Source organism: Sulfurovum sp., assembly GCA_026990595.1.
Taxonomy (GTDB): Bacteria; Campylobacterota; Campylobacteria; order Campylobacterales; family Sulfurovaceae; genus Sulfurovum.
The window spans coordinates 1-15226 of sequence record JALXCZ010000008.1; the positions used below are offsets into that span (position 1 = coordinate 1).

The window sequence follows — 15226 nt, forward strand, 5'->3', positions numbered from 1 at the left end:
GGAGACGTTTTAGAAGTCCTGAAGACAACGGTAGAGAAATGATGGAAATATTTACACTGGATCAGGATGATAAACATGTACCTATAGCTGGACAAGCATTAAAGAACTGGAAACTCAATACAGACAGTGATACGCTGGAAGTGAGTCTGAACCAGAATACACAACCCTTACAACTTTTCGGAACCACTATCTATAATGGTGATGATTTTTACCGTGAGCTTGCTAAATCTGATGCATTTACCAAAGGGGTAACAAAAAGACTGGTTGATTTTTTCTTCCCTGAAACAAGTGATACCAAAAAACAGCAGATCGCAGATACAATTGTTGCAAGTAAGCCGGAAACATGGCAGGATATTTTATTGCAGATCGTTTTCTCTGAAGAGTATCTGTTACATACGCATCGCGCAAAAAGTGCGGAAGAGACTTTTTACTCATTGGCTAAAAAAATGAATTATAAACATCGTAAAAGTACCATCGCATATTTCAAAGAGGGCTTGGAAGAGATGCATCAGGCGACCATGAAATATAAACTTGGAAAATTAAAACGTGTACCTTTAGACACACTCTCTTTTGCATACTATAATAAATTCATCAGAGAGCAGGTATTACTTAGACGATCAAACCCTGAAAAAACAGATGATTTTAGTGCATGGGACAGACAGGGATGGAGCGATGATTTCATAGCAAATGATAATTTCAATCTCGATAGCAATAATGATATAACAAGCCTAAATACTTTCGTAAATTACCTCTTTAAAGCCACTATCGCAAGAGAAGCGACAAATGAAGAATTAAAACTTTTCAGAGACCATATGATAGAAAGCAGGGATGGGAAACAACTCTTCCGCGATGAGTTCAACCTTTTCTCTACCTATGATGATATACAAAAACAAACAAAACGACGAGAAGAGCATAAAAGAAATATCGCATTTATTGTATTGGATTATATTTCAAGATTAGATATAACATACACACAAAGAGAGGTGAAATAAAATGAAAAGAAGAGACTTTATAAAATTATCATTGGCAGCCGGCTCAGCTATATTACTGCCTGATTTTACCTATGCTGCAACATTAGACGTAAGCAAGATCAATTTTTCACAAAATGACAACAATGCGCAAACGATCGTTATCTTCATGTATGGAGGCGCAAGTCAGCTGGCCGGGAATATTACAAATATCGAAGAGATCAAGAAAAAATCCCAAAGTAGCTATGATGACTATTTCAGAGGTATAACACCAACAAAAAACGGTTGTTGGCAGGAGGCAGGCGGCACTGCAATGGAATCCCTTATAGACAATGGAGATATGACGATCTTTAGATGCTGCTATTCAGCTGTCAGAGAGGCTGCCGGGAATAAAGCACATGGAGAATGTACGGCTCAGAATCAGAAAGGTTCATTTGATGAAGACAGTGCAGGCATACTTGCCAACCTTGCACAGATTCTTGAAGCCAATAAGGTAGTCAATGAAAATACCCTTATGCCATTTGTCACCATGGAAGGAGAATCCAAGTTTTATCTTGAAGGGAACAAACCGATCCCTGGCTATCTAAAGCCTATTGGGATCAATGAAGGTTTTGAAAATCCCTATAAACGAGATGTGAGACGGTGGACTTATTATACCGAAGCTGAACGGGAAATAGAAAACTATAATGAAAACAACAGTAGTGGTTTTGACCCTGCCTTGGACGGGAAAATGAATACATTGGCACAACAGAATAATGTACCGGGAAAAATAAAAGATGCTTTTGGGAAAAGAGATAAATTAAGTACTTTCATTGACTCCATAGCAAGTTCTACAACACCAGACCTGGGTGCTGATGCCTATCCTGATAATGATTTTTCCAAAAAAATAGAAGCAGCCGTCAAACTTCTTGTTAAAAACCCTGACACAAAAGTCTTGACCCTAGGCACAGGCGGTCTTGGCGGATGGGATGACCATAATGAAGCAAGAGACTATGTTACACGAATGGAAAACCTTTTTGGATCGTTAAAATCGGCTATGGCACACCTTAAAGCAGAAGGGAAAGAACAAAATATCAATATTATGGTCTTTGGTGAATTCGGCAGAAATGTCAATCTAAACTCTGCTAAAGGCTGGGATCACGGAAATCTTCAGAACTTCTATGTACTTGGAGGCAAAGGATACTTTAACCATAAAGGCGTGCTTGGTGAAACCATTGTTGATGACCCCCAAAGTATCAATAGACTTTGGCTGAAACCAAAAAGTGGTACTTACTGGTTTGAACCTTTGAGTATTGCTGCAACACTCTATAAAATCTATGGTATTGAAAATCCGGAAATCTTAACCAACAACAATAAAGCTATTGATCAACTATTTAGCTAAACAACCTATATCTTCACTCTCGCTTCCAAAGCACGCGAGAGTGACATTACATCTATATTCTCCAGCTCCACACCGGTAGGAACACCTTGGGCTATTTTGGTAAACTGTATATCCAATCCATTTAATTTATCTTCAATATACAGGATCATTGTATCGGTTGCAATACTTGGAGGAAACGCAAAGATCACTTCATCTACCCCGCCAACAGCATAAAAAAGATGTGCTTCATCAAGGTCACGTATTTCTGAAACTACGTAGTACACACCATCAAATTGCCCACTCTCTTCAATGGTCAATATATCTTTTGCACTTTGGACAATACAGAGTTTAGAACTGTCACGGTATGGGTCAGAGCAGATGGAACAAAGTTCATCTTCACTCATATTATGACACTTACTGCACTTTTGGATCGTGTTGATCCCTGTTTCCAGTGCATGTGCCAATTTCATGGCAGCAAATCCATCTTCCATCACCGCATGGTATGCCAGACGGATCGCTGTTTTTTTACCTATGGATGGTAAAGAGGAAAAAGCATCTACCAAATTTTCAAATGCTTCTATTTTATATTTTTTCATAATCTACGACTTTTGAATACTCCACAACTGTTTTAATGAAATCAACCACTTTAAGATGTTCAGGATGCACAGCATAGGCATCAAGCCCTTCTTTACTTTCAAATACAGTAATAATACTCATGTCCATCGACCGTTCTTCCGTGGAAAAATTCATTCCAACATCTATGCTTCGCAGTGTAGGTACTGCTCCCATAAGATTCTCCAGCATCTGTTTGGCTTGGATCATATTGGCTTTTTTATGTGCATCTTTGAATTGAAACAGGACGATATGAACAATCATCACTCTACCCCTTGAAAAACTTTTCGCCATTATAACAAAATTATGGTAGAATTCGCCAAAATTATTCCCACTACAATGGAGAAACAGTAATGACAGAAATGGATTATTATGAAGTACTTGAAGTCAGTAAAGACTGTTCGGGCGCTGAACTGAAAAAGGCCTATAGAAAACTGGCACTGAAATATCATCCGGACAGAAACCCGGATGATAAAGAAGCTGAAGATAAATTCAAAGTGGTCAATGAAGCCTATCAAGTTCTTTCGGATGATGAGAAGAGAAGTATCTATGACCGTTACGGAAAAGCTGGACTTGAAGGTCAAGGCGGCATGGGTAGCGGCTTTGGCGGAGCCAATATGGATGACATTATGGATATCTTCAACTCTATGTTCGGAGGTTCGGGTGGTTTTGGCGGAGGTTTTGGACATGCAAGACGTGACCCAAGCCAAAAATATGCTCTGGACTTTGAGATAGAACTTCCTTTAGCCTTTCATGAAGCGGTTTTTGGATGTGAAAAGAAAATAGATATCACATATAAGACCCCGTGTAATGACTGTAAAGGTACCGGTGCCAAAGATGCGAAACTGCAAACCTGTGAATACTGTGGCGGTCAAGGTCAGGTACTGATGAGACAAGGACCTATGCAGTTTGCACAAACCTGTCCAAAATGTCATGGTGAAGGTAAAACAGTTGCTCAAAAATGTACAAGTTGTAATGGCAAAGGGTATCATGAAGAAGAAGATACTGTTACCATCAAAATCCCTGCAGGGGTCGACAGTGGCAACAGACTACGTGCCCAAGGATATGGAAATGAGGCCAAGAATGGACAACGTGGTGACCTATACCTTACTTTCTATGTAGAAGAGGATGAGCACTTCATCCGTAACGGCAATGACATTTATATTGAAGTCCCTGTCTTCTTTACGCAGGCAATTTTGGGAGAAACCATCTCCATACCTGCACTTGACGGTGAGTTGGAACTTGAACTTAAACAAAGCACCAAAGACAAAGAACAGTTTGTCTTTGAACAAGAAGGGGTACCCGACGTCCATAGTGGAAGAAAAGGTCGTCTTATCGCTCAAGTACGTATGATACTTCCCAAGAAGATCAACGAGGAACAAAAAGGACTTCTTGAAAAGCTTCAGGAGAGCTACGGTGTAGAGAGCCGTCCGCACAAAAGTACTTTTGAATCTGCTTTTGACAGAGTTAAAAGCTGGTTTAAAAATTAATTTTTCTTCCTGTATGGACAAATGTCCATACACCCCATTTACAAACGATCTATTTTTCATTGACTTTTTTACTCTATACTAGACAATATTATAGAGCTTTAAATTTTTTAAAAGATAATTATTTTCCTTTAAGTTTAAAGAAGCTATACTTTCTAAAGGATAATTTTTATCCTTATATAAAATATAAAAGGAGTCATGATGGCACGAAGAGGAAATTCTATTATTAAAGGAATAGAGATTAGTGAGATCATCACCTTACTTAATAAGGCGTATGCAGATGAATGGTTGGCATATTACCAGTACTTCATTGAAGCAAAAGTGATCAAAGGAATTATGAAAGATGCAGCTATTGCTGAGCTCACACAACATGCAACAGATGAACTGAGACATGCCAATATGGTAGCTGACCGTATTTTACAGCTGGGAGGTACCCCCTTGCTTAATCCTAAAGATTGGTTCACTCATACCAACTGCGGCTATGAAGAACCAAAGGCGTTTGATGTCGTAAAGATACTGGAAGACTCCATTAAAGGTGAGCAGTGTGCTATCTCTGTCTATTCCAACTTGGCAGAGTTGACAAAAGACAAAGATATCGTTACCTATGACATTGTCTCTGAAATACTGGCAGATGAAGTAGAACATGAAGAGGATCTTCAGGCACTGCATGATGATATTACAGAATTCATCATAGATATTAAGAAAAATTTGAACTAAAAAATAAAAACAAGGAAAAAAAATGAAACAGTACGAAACATATAAATGTAACAAATGCGGTAATGAGGTAGAGGTACAGGAAGTAGGAGGCGGAACACTGGTCTGTTGCGGAGAAGAGATGGCATGTATCACAGAAAATCTTACTGCTGTAAATTTAATGAAAGCATTTGCCGGGGAATCTCAGGCTAGAAACAAATATGAATTCTTTGCCGACGTCGCTTATACTGAGGGACTACACCGCATTGCAAAACATTTTCAGGAAGCAGCGAACAATGAAAAATACCATGCTATGGCAGAATACAAAGCCTACAATAAACTGGTGAAAAATATTGAGCTGGACACGACACAAAAAAATCTAATGGTTGCTGCAGATGGTGAACGGTATGAACATGAGGAGATGTATCCTAATTTTGCTGTTATCGCCAAAGAGGAAGGTTTAAATGATATTGCCAGACTCTTTAGAGCCATTGGTAAAGTAGAAGTTGAGCATGAAGCGGAATATTTGGAACTCAAACGCATTCTTGAAGCTGAAGGTTTCTTTGACAGTGAAAACAATGAAGAGTGGATCTGTGAAGTCTGCGGACATGTACATAGAGGAAAACGTCCTCCTGAAAAATGTCCACTCTGTAAAGCAGACAAAGAGTACTTCAAGAAGAAGTGTCAGGACTCAAGCAGAGGGTAATAACTTCTACCTACAGTACTTTTTGATGCAGTATGATCTTAGTCTCAGATGGCTCTAACCCGGAGTCATCTTTTGTTCTATCGTAAGCGATCACATAGATTTCATCACCACTTTGCAAATAATTTTTCTCTCCAAATTCTGCATAGGCAGTTGCACCTATAGAAATAAATGCCTGATGAGGATAGCTGCATGCTCTTAGATGTTCTGCAATATTTTCTAATGGTCCAAAATCAATTTGTGTATTCATCTTATCGATAAGCCATGATTTAAGCTTACCATAGAAGTAAGAGTAACCAACTAACGGGGCATCCACCCCATAAGGATACAAAATACCATTACGTTGCAAAAAAGAACAGAGATGGTACTTATCCATCACCCCGCCCTTTTCAAACTTGTTTATAACAATCCATTTATCGCCTATGCCTTTAGAGTAAGAACCCCATGATTTCTTTTCTGAGATCTTTTTTGCACCCTCTTTTCTAATCGTACAGTCATTAAAGGTTGTAAATTTTTTTGCTATCAGATCAATGACTTGTTTATCTTCATCATAAACAATATCAAAAAGTACTGCTATTTCCGGTTCAACCTGGGCATTTGCTTCGTAGTTTGGAAGTTCAAGTCTGTCTGTTCCAATGCAATATTGACCTAAAAAAGAATCTGATCCGGGGAGATAAAAAGGAAATATTCCTTTAGGAGCATTCGCTTCAGCAGTGACTACATTCTCAAAATCTTTAAGTTCTCCAGCCTGTTCCAGATGGTGTGCAAAATTCCCTGCCACACCTAAACCTATGACATTTTCTAAATTCATCTCAACTCTTTTAATTTTTATAAAAGTATACCATCTAATCACTATCAAACCAATGCACACATAATACACGCAAAAATTTTATACTTGTATATTCTTTCCCAAGAAGGAGTAACTATGCCAAAGAATAAAAAGGATAATAAAAATATGATTTTAGTAGCAGTTATTATAGGTATATTTTTATTCTTTATGTTTGCTACTGTAGTCTATGTCACAAGTCAGGTTTCAAATTGCTCAAGTGGGAAAAAACTCAGAAAACAATGCACAGTAATCATTCCTGATCAAAAGTTAAATCATAGGCTCAATTTTTCACTCTTTACACTTTAAAGAGTACAGTCACACAATCCTACTGTAATAAATGTCTCAAGTCACTTTTCACTTCTTTTGGCTGTTGGTATGTTTTTACCTGCACTTATATGTGATAGTTTTATGTATTGGCGATGGAGAAAGACTACTTCTGTTTAATGGTTCGATATATACCAATAAAAAAGAGAGTCAAAAGAATAATACTCAGATAGATATCTGCATTGAATCCACAACTGCACTCTCCCACATATCCGTCTACAGCTTGCATATATGTATCTTGACAGAATATTCTTCCTATAAAATCAGAGATATACCCTGTGGTTCGGTCTATTAGCCATATAGAAAAAGAAAGTATCGAAATTTGTATATTAACATTCTTTAGTATCATACTTTATTGAACTCTCGATACAGAAAACTTATCTCCCAGTTCTCTGGCTAAAACAGTATTGAAATCCATACTGTTATGTATCATAGTAATGAGTGAAGCATTGTTTTCTGGACTAAAGATACCACAGGTTACTTCAAAACTTTGTTTAAACTGTTCATACAGCGCAGGATACCCACTGTTTGGCATACGATTAGCAGTTTGTTTGTTGAGTATTTGTAAGGCTGTACGGGCATTCTTTTTATCAGCTTCTGTACTGTTTTTATTGTGTAAAATATCTTGAAAATGGTGAATATTTTTATGGTTAATCTCTGTAGCATGTCTAAAGTTTTCTATTTGTTTCGTGAGTAGTGTACATTTTTGATTTAATGTATCATTGTCATATATCTGAATATTTGCAGCTTTCAGAAAGAGGTTTAGACTTCTTACCTGCGCATCGTTTGTCCCTACAATGTATGTGGTGTTTGTTTTGAGATTGGTTGTAACATAAGATTCAAACCCGAACGTCTGTCCACCATGCCCATAGAAATCTCCAACTTTCATGACCCCATAGCCATAGGTTATCGCTTTAATATTGGGATCCATAGTATGAAAGCCTTGTGTGAGTTGGGTATGTAGGGTATTTGTTTTTTTATAGTATTTTCCCTCTCTCCAAGCATTGATGAGTATGTCCAAATCACTTAATGTCGATATTATTTCCCCTGCACTGCTAGCGAGAGACATAGGCATATGTGTAGGATGAGACTTATTATACCCTTTTGGCATCTGTGCTCGCAGTATTTTAGAAATGCGTGTACCAAAATAGGTATGTTTTACGCCTGCAACATCAAAGATGTGTGTTTGTATATAGTCATGCCACTCCATGCCTGAACGCTTAGAGATGATGTCACCTAAGAGTAAATACCCTGTATTGCAATAACGAAATTGCTCCCCTGGCTTGAAATTAACCTCACCAAAATTGAGTGTGAGGTCGATGATACTTTCAAAAGTATACACTTTAGCCTTTTTACTAAAAACATCTATTGCCTTATCATCATTGCCATAAACATTAAGATAGTCAACAAGTCCTGAAGTATGATTAAGTAACATACCCACAGTAATCTTGCTCCAATAGTTTTTGCCCTTATAGTTCGCCAAGTTTTGTATCTTCCCTGTCGGGTAGAGTGTATCAAGCGTGGTATCTAGGCTTAGCTTTCCTTCTTCTATCAGCTGAAAGACCGCTATAGCTGTAAAAATTTTACTCGCAGACCCTATCTCAAACATATCATCTGTTTTTATGGGTATTTGTTTTTCTCTATCTGCAAAACCTGAAGCACTTTTATGGATGTCTCCGTGCTTATCTTCTAGTAAAAGAATGGCTGTTTGATTATTCCCTTCTGTATATCTTTGTACTAGAGTATCGAGTTGTGTTTGTCTCGTATTGTTGTTTGCATAGAGTGCAGGAGAAAGTAATAATATTGTGTATACTAGTGTCTTAAACATTTTTTGCCTGTATATATTTTTTCATCTTAATTTTTATATCTATTTTTTATAGCTGTATCACGTTGTGCATTAGCAATATTTTTCATAAGTTGTTTCTCTTCGGAATGACATACTTTGTATCCATCATCCCATCCTTCTTTGTACTTATGGTTGCTGTCATATTGTTGTACATTTTTTGTAAATTGGTCTAGCATTGAACCACCAGCTTTACGTCCACTGTGGCATCCATCTTCATATCCATGAGAATAGTATGGTCCATACCCTTGTTGCATCATTGTCTCCGAAGTACTTGCACAACCCGTAAAAGCTATAGTTGCTACTACAGCTATAGTACCTAGTAAATATTTTCTTTTCATCATGTTATTCCTTTTATTTTAATGTATTGAGTGCAGCAATATCTTGGCTTGACAGGCTGTTCATCTCAGAAGATATAGTATTGTTAATCGCCTTTTCATTTGGGTCTTGATAGACATATCCTCCATTGTAGCTATTACCCGCACATGCGCTAAGTAAAAATATAGATGAAATAGTCAGTGTTCTTGTTAATAGAAGTTTTCTAATCATATGATTTATGTTCCTTTTGTAATATTAAAAAATAATAACACGCATCGTTTTAAAATGATAAGGGAATCCTCTCTGCTATTATCACATCCCCCGTAAAAATCTTTTTTGCGACAGATTTAATCTCGTCTGATGTAAGATTTTTTACCTCTTCGTTGATATGCAAGTACGCTTCTAGTGGTGTATCAAAATTGGCGGCAACTTGTAATGTTGAAAGCCAATAGGCATTATTTTTTATAGTTTGTTTATAGGCTACTGCAAACTCCGTTTGATAGTTTGTAAGTTCCTCTCTAGTCGGTCCTTTCTCTATAAAGTCTTTTATGGCTTTATACAGCGCAGCAAGAAGTTCATCTTTACGTTTAGGATCAGCTGCAAAATTTATATCACAAACGGCAGTGTTTTGTAATTGACGTATGAACGTACAAGCAACACCTATACCATATGTACCAGATTTGTCTTCTCGAATGATATTGCGAAGGCGAATGGTTAAAATGCTTTGTAAGGCATCTAATGTGGCTGTTGTATGTACTGAAAATGGTAGTATTGTTCTATATTTCAGTGAAATATTGGCTATATTTTCTGTATTGAATTTTTTGATAAAGTGTTGTTTTCCTTTTCGATAATCATACGGTATACCGTTGTATGTCTCTTTTTTCTTAGCCGTGGGAAGCGTACCCAAATAGCGTTGTATAAGTGTTTCAAGTTTTTTAGTCGTTATGTCACCCACAATCACAAAATGAAAATGGTTCATATCTGTAAATTTTTCTTTAAAAATGCTAAGCATCTGTTTGGCATCAAGCTTTTCAATACTTTCTTTTGTATCAAAAAAGAGGCGTGGATTGTTTTTATAGTAAAATGCTGTAAATGCCTTTAGAAAGCGGTATGTAGGGTTTCTTCTCCCTTCTGGCAGTTGTGCCAAGAGTTGGTTGCGTAACTGTTTTGTCACACTCGCGTCAATTTTAGGTTGCGTAACCTGAAGATAGATAAGATGTAGTAAACTTTCAAAATCTTTTGTCACGCTTTCGCCTTTAATACTCTCATTAAAACGTTCTATTATAAAATCATAGTGAAGTTTTTTATCTGCCAGTAGTGCACCCATATTATAGCTTTTTATCTTCCACGGAGCAGAGTTGACCACCCAGTTTGCCGCTTTGTGTGCGTTGTCTAACTCCGATACAGGAAGTGTAGACTCCCCTCCTTGGCTCAGTGCAAAAAGTACCACTTCATTTTTCTGTGATTGTGTCGGTTTAAAATCCACAGTGACATTGTTTTCAAGTGTATAGCTATAAATATTTAGTTTTTTGTTATACTTTTTATCTATGATTTTTGCAAGTTTATCTGGCTTGGGAGGCAAGGAAGTCTCTTTTGCCTCTGTTGGTTTCTTACTGTTTTCGACACTCTTCTTTGCTTTTTCTATGAGCCCTAATGCTTCTTCTTTAGAGACATTGTTTTCATCCGTCCCCATAAAAAGTATTGCTCTGTCTTTAATGTTAAGTATGTGTCGGTATCTGGCATTGACTTCTTCTAGGGTTATTTCTTTGAGTAGTTTTTTTGCAAGTGTGTAGTCATACTCTTCATCAATAAAGACATCACCTGTAAGTAACGTATGTACAATATCGGTGGCATAGCTAGATGATAGTGTGTTCGCTTTTCCTTTGTGACTGTTTTCATTGAGTGTTAGAAGTTGTTTTTTAATGTTTTTAAAGGTACTTTGCTTGAAACCAAAACGTGCATAGGTGTAGACAATACGGTTAAGCTTTTCAAAAGCCTCTTCTCTATCTTCTTTTTTATAGGATGCAGAAAAAACAGTTGCTTTTTTTGAAGAATTGATATTTTCATTTTCCATGGAGAGTTCTAAAAGTTTTGTGTTTGTAGCAAGAAGATGTTTTTGTATGTTAATGTTAAACATAAGTGTAGTCATCCAATTTATCATCTGGGCTTTTAGCGCTTGCGATGTTATAATACCTTTTTGATTTTCCAAGAAAAACATTTGCACACTGTTTGCACTTAATTCTTTATCTGTTACCGTTAAAATACGCGTAGTATTATTTTCGGGAATAGTTCTACTTGTAAGTGCTGCATGATTTGTATTCTTTAAATCACTAAACATTGTTTGTATTTTTTTCTCTATCTTCTTAGGCTCTATATCTCCCACGATAACTAGTGCCATATGTTCAGGACGATACCACTTGTTATAAAAGTCTATAGCACGCTGTACAGGGGCATGTTTTAAAATGTCTTCTTTTCCTATGACTGTTTTATCTGCATATTTTGAGTGTGCGTAAAAAAGAGGAGCGAACTTGCGTAAAATACGATAGTTGGCATCATTACGCAGACGTTTTTCTTCGAGTACAACGCCACGCTCTTTGTTGAACTCATTTTTGTTAAAATTTAAACCTCCTGCCCAATCACGCATAATCTGTAAAGATGTATCAATATTATCAGCTTTCACAGGTACTCTCAACTTATAAAGTGTACGTTCATAGTCGGTGTTTGCATTCAAATCACCACCAAAAGTGAGCCCAATAGACTCCAAATAGCTAACAAGGTCATTTTTCTTAAAATGCGTTGTGCCATTAAATGCCATATGCTCTATAAAGTGTGCCAAACCACGTTGGTCATCCTCTTCTTCTAGAGAACCTGCATGCACAAAAAGACGAAATGAAGCGATATTTTTGGGCTTTTCATTGTGCATGATATAGTAATGCAACCCATTGGAAAGTCTACCTGAGACAAGCCGCTTGTCTGTAGGCAGCACCTCTGCACTTAATAAGATAAATAAAAATGATAATGTGAGGAGTATAAAACGATACATAAATAACCTTGTAAACTTTAGATGCAATAATGGTATAACATCTTTCACTTGATTTTGCTTTTTGTTTTGCCTTTAACATAGAATTTATCATATTTATTTGCAATCCTAAAATTGGATGATAAGTCTTAAAGATTCTCTCTTGTTTCCCTTATGCCGATGAACATATTGAGCATATTATCAACACCAAGAAGACTATTACCAATGTAGAGAGCTACTACTGCCATCATCTGTGAATGTAAAGTCAGTATCTGGGACATTTTGTGATCTTAAAATTAAACGATAATATTGGATAGTATCCTTAAAACAAAAAAAGAACTCAATAAAAAATATGCACAGATCAAAAAATTAAAATAAGATAAAAAGAAACAAAGCAAAAAAATAGATACTATAACTGTTGAGAATGAAGAGTTAAGAACTGTTATCTGTGAAATGGAAATGAAATCAAAAATAAAGCTATATTTTAACGGGATAAATAATCGAATTTAAGAAGTGTTTTTGAAGAAAATAATTGTACTATTTGATAGTACACAATTAAAGCCCCGCCAGAAGGGGACTTAATGCACTATAATTACGCGTTCGCCACAGCGTCTTTAAGAATACTTATAAAAAGTAATAGTGATAGTACAATTATTTATGTGCAAACACCGTTACGGTAAGCATTTAATGTACTATTATTTTTTAAAGGATAACTTTACTATATTCATTTGGACATACAAGTCCTAATTGTTTAAGACTTTGTTTATATTGTAGGAACATGCTTTGATACATACGGTTATCAACCAAAACCTCTTCAACAACAGTACTCCAATTAAAATCTAAAGTGCATGTATGGAATGGTTTTGTACCATTAATATTGATATTTTTTTAACAAAATCATTATTATCTGGGTTATAATTATACAATATGCGAATCTTTTTTTCTGATCTCCACCCAGAATTTTGGACAATTTAAAAGTAGAGTTTTTTCTGTAAAATAGAACTAGAATAATAGGAGAAACCAATGAGAAAATCAAAGTTTACAGATGAACAGATTGCGTTTGCACTGAGACAGGCAGAAGGTGGTACAATGGTAGATGAGATTTGCAGAAAGATGAGAGAACAGCATTACCCTTATACACTCTATCGCTTTTCATCAAATTTTAGTATCCTGGCAAACCGAAAAAATGGCTTGTGATAGTCCATAAATATTTTATTTGTTTGATCTAAGCTATCAGAGGTAAAAAGGTGTACAACATCCTGCTGCATTTGGAATATAGAACGCATCATAGCACATATTGCGTCTGACTCTTCAAGCTTCAATACTTCAGTATAGTTTTCACTCCAAAACACAATCCTGCTCAACTGAGAATTCTCGATTATCATTTGGGGTACTTTCAGCACTACATCTAGGAACCTATAAGCATCTTCTTGTTCCCAAAACCTCAATGAATCGTTCAACTCTTTATCAATACAATCTTCGAATAGTAAGTGTACTTGTGCAAGAATCATTTTAGCAATATCTCGCATATTACTCACTTTAGCAAAGTCAACATAAAGTACTTTATAGGACTTACTTAAATGTTCCCTAAATGCCTCGATAAACTGTTGCTCTTCTTTGTTTTTATGAACCTTTACAATCACCGTACCTTGCCCAAACTCACGGATAAGGATATCCAGTTCTTTCCATTTTTTTTCTAAAATACCATTCCTTTTGATTGCTACCAATAATGGTATTGAAAATAAATACTTTTTGGTATCTAAATGTTTATTTTAACTTCAATACTTTTTAGTATTTATTTTCAATACTCTTTGCGACATGATAACATTTAATCTATGCCCGCAATATCCATAGTTCTATTTTTATCAAATATATTTGCAATTGTCGGCAGGGACTCCTCAGTGATAAATATTTCTTTTTTACGCCTTTTTTCCTCAATTCTTACTGAGGTTACATAAAGGCTAAAGTACTCCATTAGTTTCTCTGGTTCAATTTTTATTTCCATATTCTTTTTCATGATTGACTTGCTTTCTAGATGCAGTATAGCAATAAGTAATGCTGATGATGGGGTCTCTTCAGTAGTGTTGTTATCAATTGCATCTGCTTCACGTATCATCCTATGCAGGATCTCATCTGTTAAGTTCTGTGGCAGCAGACACTTGATGCCGTTTTTTTTTATAAGCTTTAGTAGTTTTTGTGTCGGATGTTTATTGTCTTTCATATTTACCTACCTATAGTTAGTTGATAATAAGTTGTAGCAAACATATACTTATAGTTAGTTTATCTATGGGTAGGTATAGAAATGAAAGAGTGTACTATTTCTGATGAAAGAATGAAGACGATATATAAGAAAATTGGAGCAAACGTAAAAGAGATACGTCAATCTAAGAATATTTCTCAGCTTGCACTGGCTTTGGCAATTGGTCATAAAGCAGTTGGTGTAGTTTCCATGGCAGAACTGTGCATAAACAATAAACATTTCAATATAGAACATTTAGTGAAAATAGCAGAAGTACTAGAAGTCGATGTGTGTGATTTCTTTATAGGTTTGGACACATAATTGTCATCTACAAAAGTAAATGCAAAACAACAGATAAAAAAGAATTATTTTTGGCGAAATATTACAATGATAATTGAGAAGAGAACATTAGATAGTAAGAACAAGACACTTAGTACAATATATAGTGCAAATACAAGTAAACTTGGACGTAGATAAAAAAGGTATAAGGTGTACCTAGCCGCTGTCACAACTAGGAACGGTAACTCTTGAACTCCGTTTGTCAATTAAGAGTTGTTTTTCCAAAGGATATAAAGCTTAGTCACTTTATATGTAATTCCTAAAAGCAATGATGTAACTGTTAGATAAAATATTATCTCCATAAGACTCACTCATAAGGTATAAGATCCCCCAACCCCACACACTACTTTTGTTAAATCGCATTATCTTTTATAAATGAGAATAATGGTATCTAAGGAATCTCTTTCTGCTGCAAGCAATATATTTTACACGAAAAGAGAAATTCAATTTACTGCCTCAAAAAAATGGACGATACCAATGAGGATTTTTTCA

17 protein-coding genes and 1 pseudogene are annotated in these 15226 nt (G+C 36.0%); 8 read left to right on the forward strand and 10 right to left on the reverse strand.

Going from position 1 to position 15226, the window contains the following annotated elements:
• Both MVE01_RS02270 and MVE01_RS02275 read left to right on the forward strand, forming a co-directional pair.
• On the forward strand, positions 1-992 hold a 992-nt coding region (locus tag MVE01_RS02270), incomplete at its 5' end, for a hypothetical protein (protein WP_472560541.1).
• Position 993: 1 nt separating this feature from the next.
• Positions 994-2349 carry a DUF1501 domain-containing protein gene (locus MVE01_RS02275; RefSeq protein ID WP_472560542.1) on the forward strand — a complete coding sequence of 452 codons (1356 nt, stop codon included), beginning with the start codon at positions 994-996 and terminating at the stop codon, positions 2347-2349.
• A 5-nt stretch (positions 2350-2354) separates the two neighbouring features.
• On the opposite strand, the gene recR is transcribed toward MVE01_RS02275, so the two are convergent.
• Positions 2355-2924, reverse strand: a complete 570-nt coding sequence (recR, locus tag MVE01_RS02280) for a recombination mediator RecR (protein ID WP_472560543.1) — start codon at positions 2922-2924, stop codon at positions 2355-2357.
• On the reverse strand, positions 2911-3204 hold the full coding sequence (locus MVE01_RS02285) for a Dabb family protein (RefSeq protein ID WP_472560691.1): 294 nt from the start codon (positions 3202-3204) through the stop codon (positions 2911-2913). Before MVE01_RS02285 ends, recR begins: the two co-directional genes overlap by 14 nt.
• Positions 3205-3293: 89 nt before the next feature.
• Here MVE01_RS02285 and dnaJ point away from each other — a divergent pair, with 89 nt between their 5' ends.
• The 3 genes from dnaJ (at position 3294) to MVE01_RS02300 (ending at position 5826) form a co-directional block, all read left to right on the forward strand.
• The gene (gene dnaJ / locus MVE01_RS02290; RefSeq protein WP_472560544.1) at positions 3294-4430 is read left to right on the forward strand and encodes a molecular chaperone DnaJ; all 1137 of its coding nucleotides are present in this window, start codon (positions 3294-3296) and stop codon (positions 4428-4430) included.
• Between the two features lie 198 nt (positions 4431-4628).
• Positions 4629-5144 (forward strand): ferritin-like domain-containing protein, encoded by a 516-nt coding sequence (locus MVE01_RS02295; protein ID WP_472560545.1) that lies wholly within the window; start codon positions 4629-4631, stop codon positions 5142-5144.
• A 22-nt stretch (positions 5145-5166) separates the two neighbouring features.
• Positions 5167-5826: a ferritin family protein gene (locus MVE01_RS02300; protein ID WP_472560546.1), complete on the forward strand. Its 660-nt coding sequence runs from the start codon at positions 5167-5169 to the stop codon at positions 5824-5826.
• A gap of 10 nt (positions 5827-5836) precedes the next feature.
• Here MVE01_RS02300 and MVE01_RS02305 read toward each other — a convergent pair whose 3' ends face one another.
• Complete coding sequence (locus MVE01_RS02305; RefSeq protein ID WP_472560547.1) at positions 5837-6634, reverse strand: DUF5718 family protein; 798 nt, start codon at positions 6632-6634, stop codon at positions 5837-5839.
• 114 nt (positions 6635-6748) lie between these two features.
• On the opposite strand from MVE01_RS02305, the gene MVE01_RS02310 reads away from it, so the two are divergent.
• Positions 6749-6958 (forward strand): hypothetical protein, encoded by a 210-nt coding sequence (locus MVE01_RS02310; protein ID WP_472560548.1) that lies wholly within the window; start codon positions 6749-6751, stop codon positions 6956-6958.
• Between the two features lie 370 nt (positions 6959-7328).
• On the opposite strand, the gene MVE01_RS02315 is transcribed toward MVE01_RS02310, so the two are convergent.
• The 5 genes from MVE01_RS02315 to MVE01_RS02335 form a co-directional block, all read right to left on the reverse strand.
• Positions 7329-8804: a serine hydrolase domain-containing protein gene (locus MVE01_RS02315; RefSeq protein WP_472560549.1), complete on the reverse strand. Its 1476-nt coding sequence runs from the start codon at positions 8802-8804 to the stop codon at positions 7329-7331.
• Between the two features lie 26 nt (positions 8805-8830).
• Positions 8831-9163, reverse strand: coding sequence for a hypothetical protein (locus tag MVE01_RS02320; RefSeq protein WP_472560550.1), 333 nt, complete (start codon positions 9161-9163; stop codon positions 8831-8833).
• Between the two features lie 10 nt (positions 9164-9173).
• Complete coding sequence (locus MVE01_RS02325) at positions 9174-9368, reverse strand: hypothetical protein (protein ID WP_472560551.1); 195 nt, start codon at positions 9366-9368, stop codon at positions 9174-9176.
• Between the two features lie 49 nt (positions 9369-9417).
• The gene (locus MVE01_RS02330) at positions 9418-12180 is read right to left on the reverse strand and encodes a M16 family metallopeptidase (protein ID WP_472560552.1); all 2763 of its coding nucleotides are present in this window, start codon (positions 12178-12180) and stop codon (positions 9418-9420) included.
• 125 nt (positions 12181-12305) lie between these two features.
• Positions 12306-12437 (reverse strand): hypothetical protein, encoded by a 132-nt coding sequence (locus MVE01_RS02335; RefSeq protein ID WP_472560553.1) that lies wholly within the window; start codon positions 12435-12437, stop codon positions 12306-12308.
• A 742-nt stretch (positions 12438-13179) separates the two neighbouring features.
• On the opposite strand from MVE01_RS02335, the pseudogene MVE01_RS02340 reads away from it, so the two are divergent.
• Positions 13180-13272, forward strand: a pseudogene (locus tag MVE01_RS02340) (transposase); the annotation flags it as partial.
• 26 nt (positions 13273-13298) lie between these two features.
• On the opposite strand, the gene MVE01_RS02345 reads toward MVE01_RS02340, so the two are convergent.
• A complete protein-coding gene (locus tag MVE01_RS02345) occupies positions 13299-13883 on the reverse strand; it encodes a hypothetical protein (protein ID WP_472560554.1) in 585 nt (194 codons plus the stop codon).
• Positions 13884-13984: 101 nt separating this feature from the next.
• Complete coding sequence (locus MVE01_RS02350) at positions 13985-14377, reverse strand: hypothetical protein (RefSeq protein ID WP_472560555.1); 393 nt, start codon at positions 14375-14377, stop codon at positions 13985-13987.
• Between the two features lie 81 nt (positions 14378-14458).
• Between MVE01_RS02350 and MVE01_RS02355 the strand changes: the two genes are divergently transcribed.
• Positions 14459-14716: a helix-turn-helix domain-containing protein gene (locus MVE01_RS02355; protein WP_472560556.1), complete on the forward strand. Its 258-nt coding sequence runs from the start codon at positions 14459-14461 to the stop codon at positions 14714-14716.
• Positions 14717-15226 lie beyond the last annotated feature (510 nt).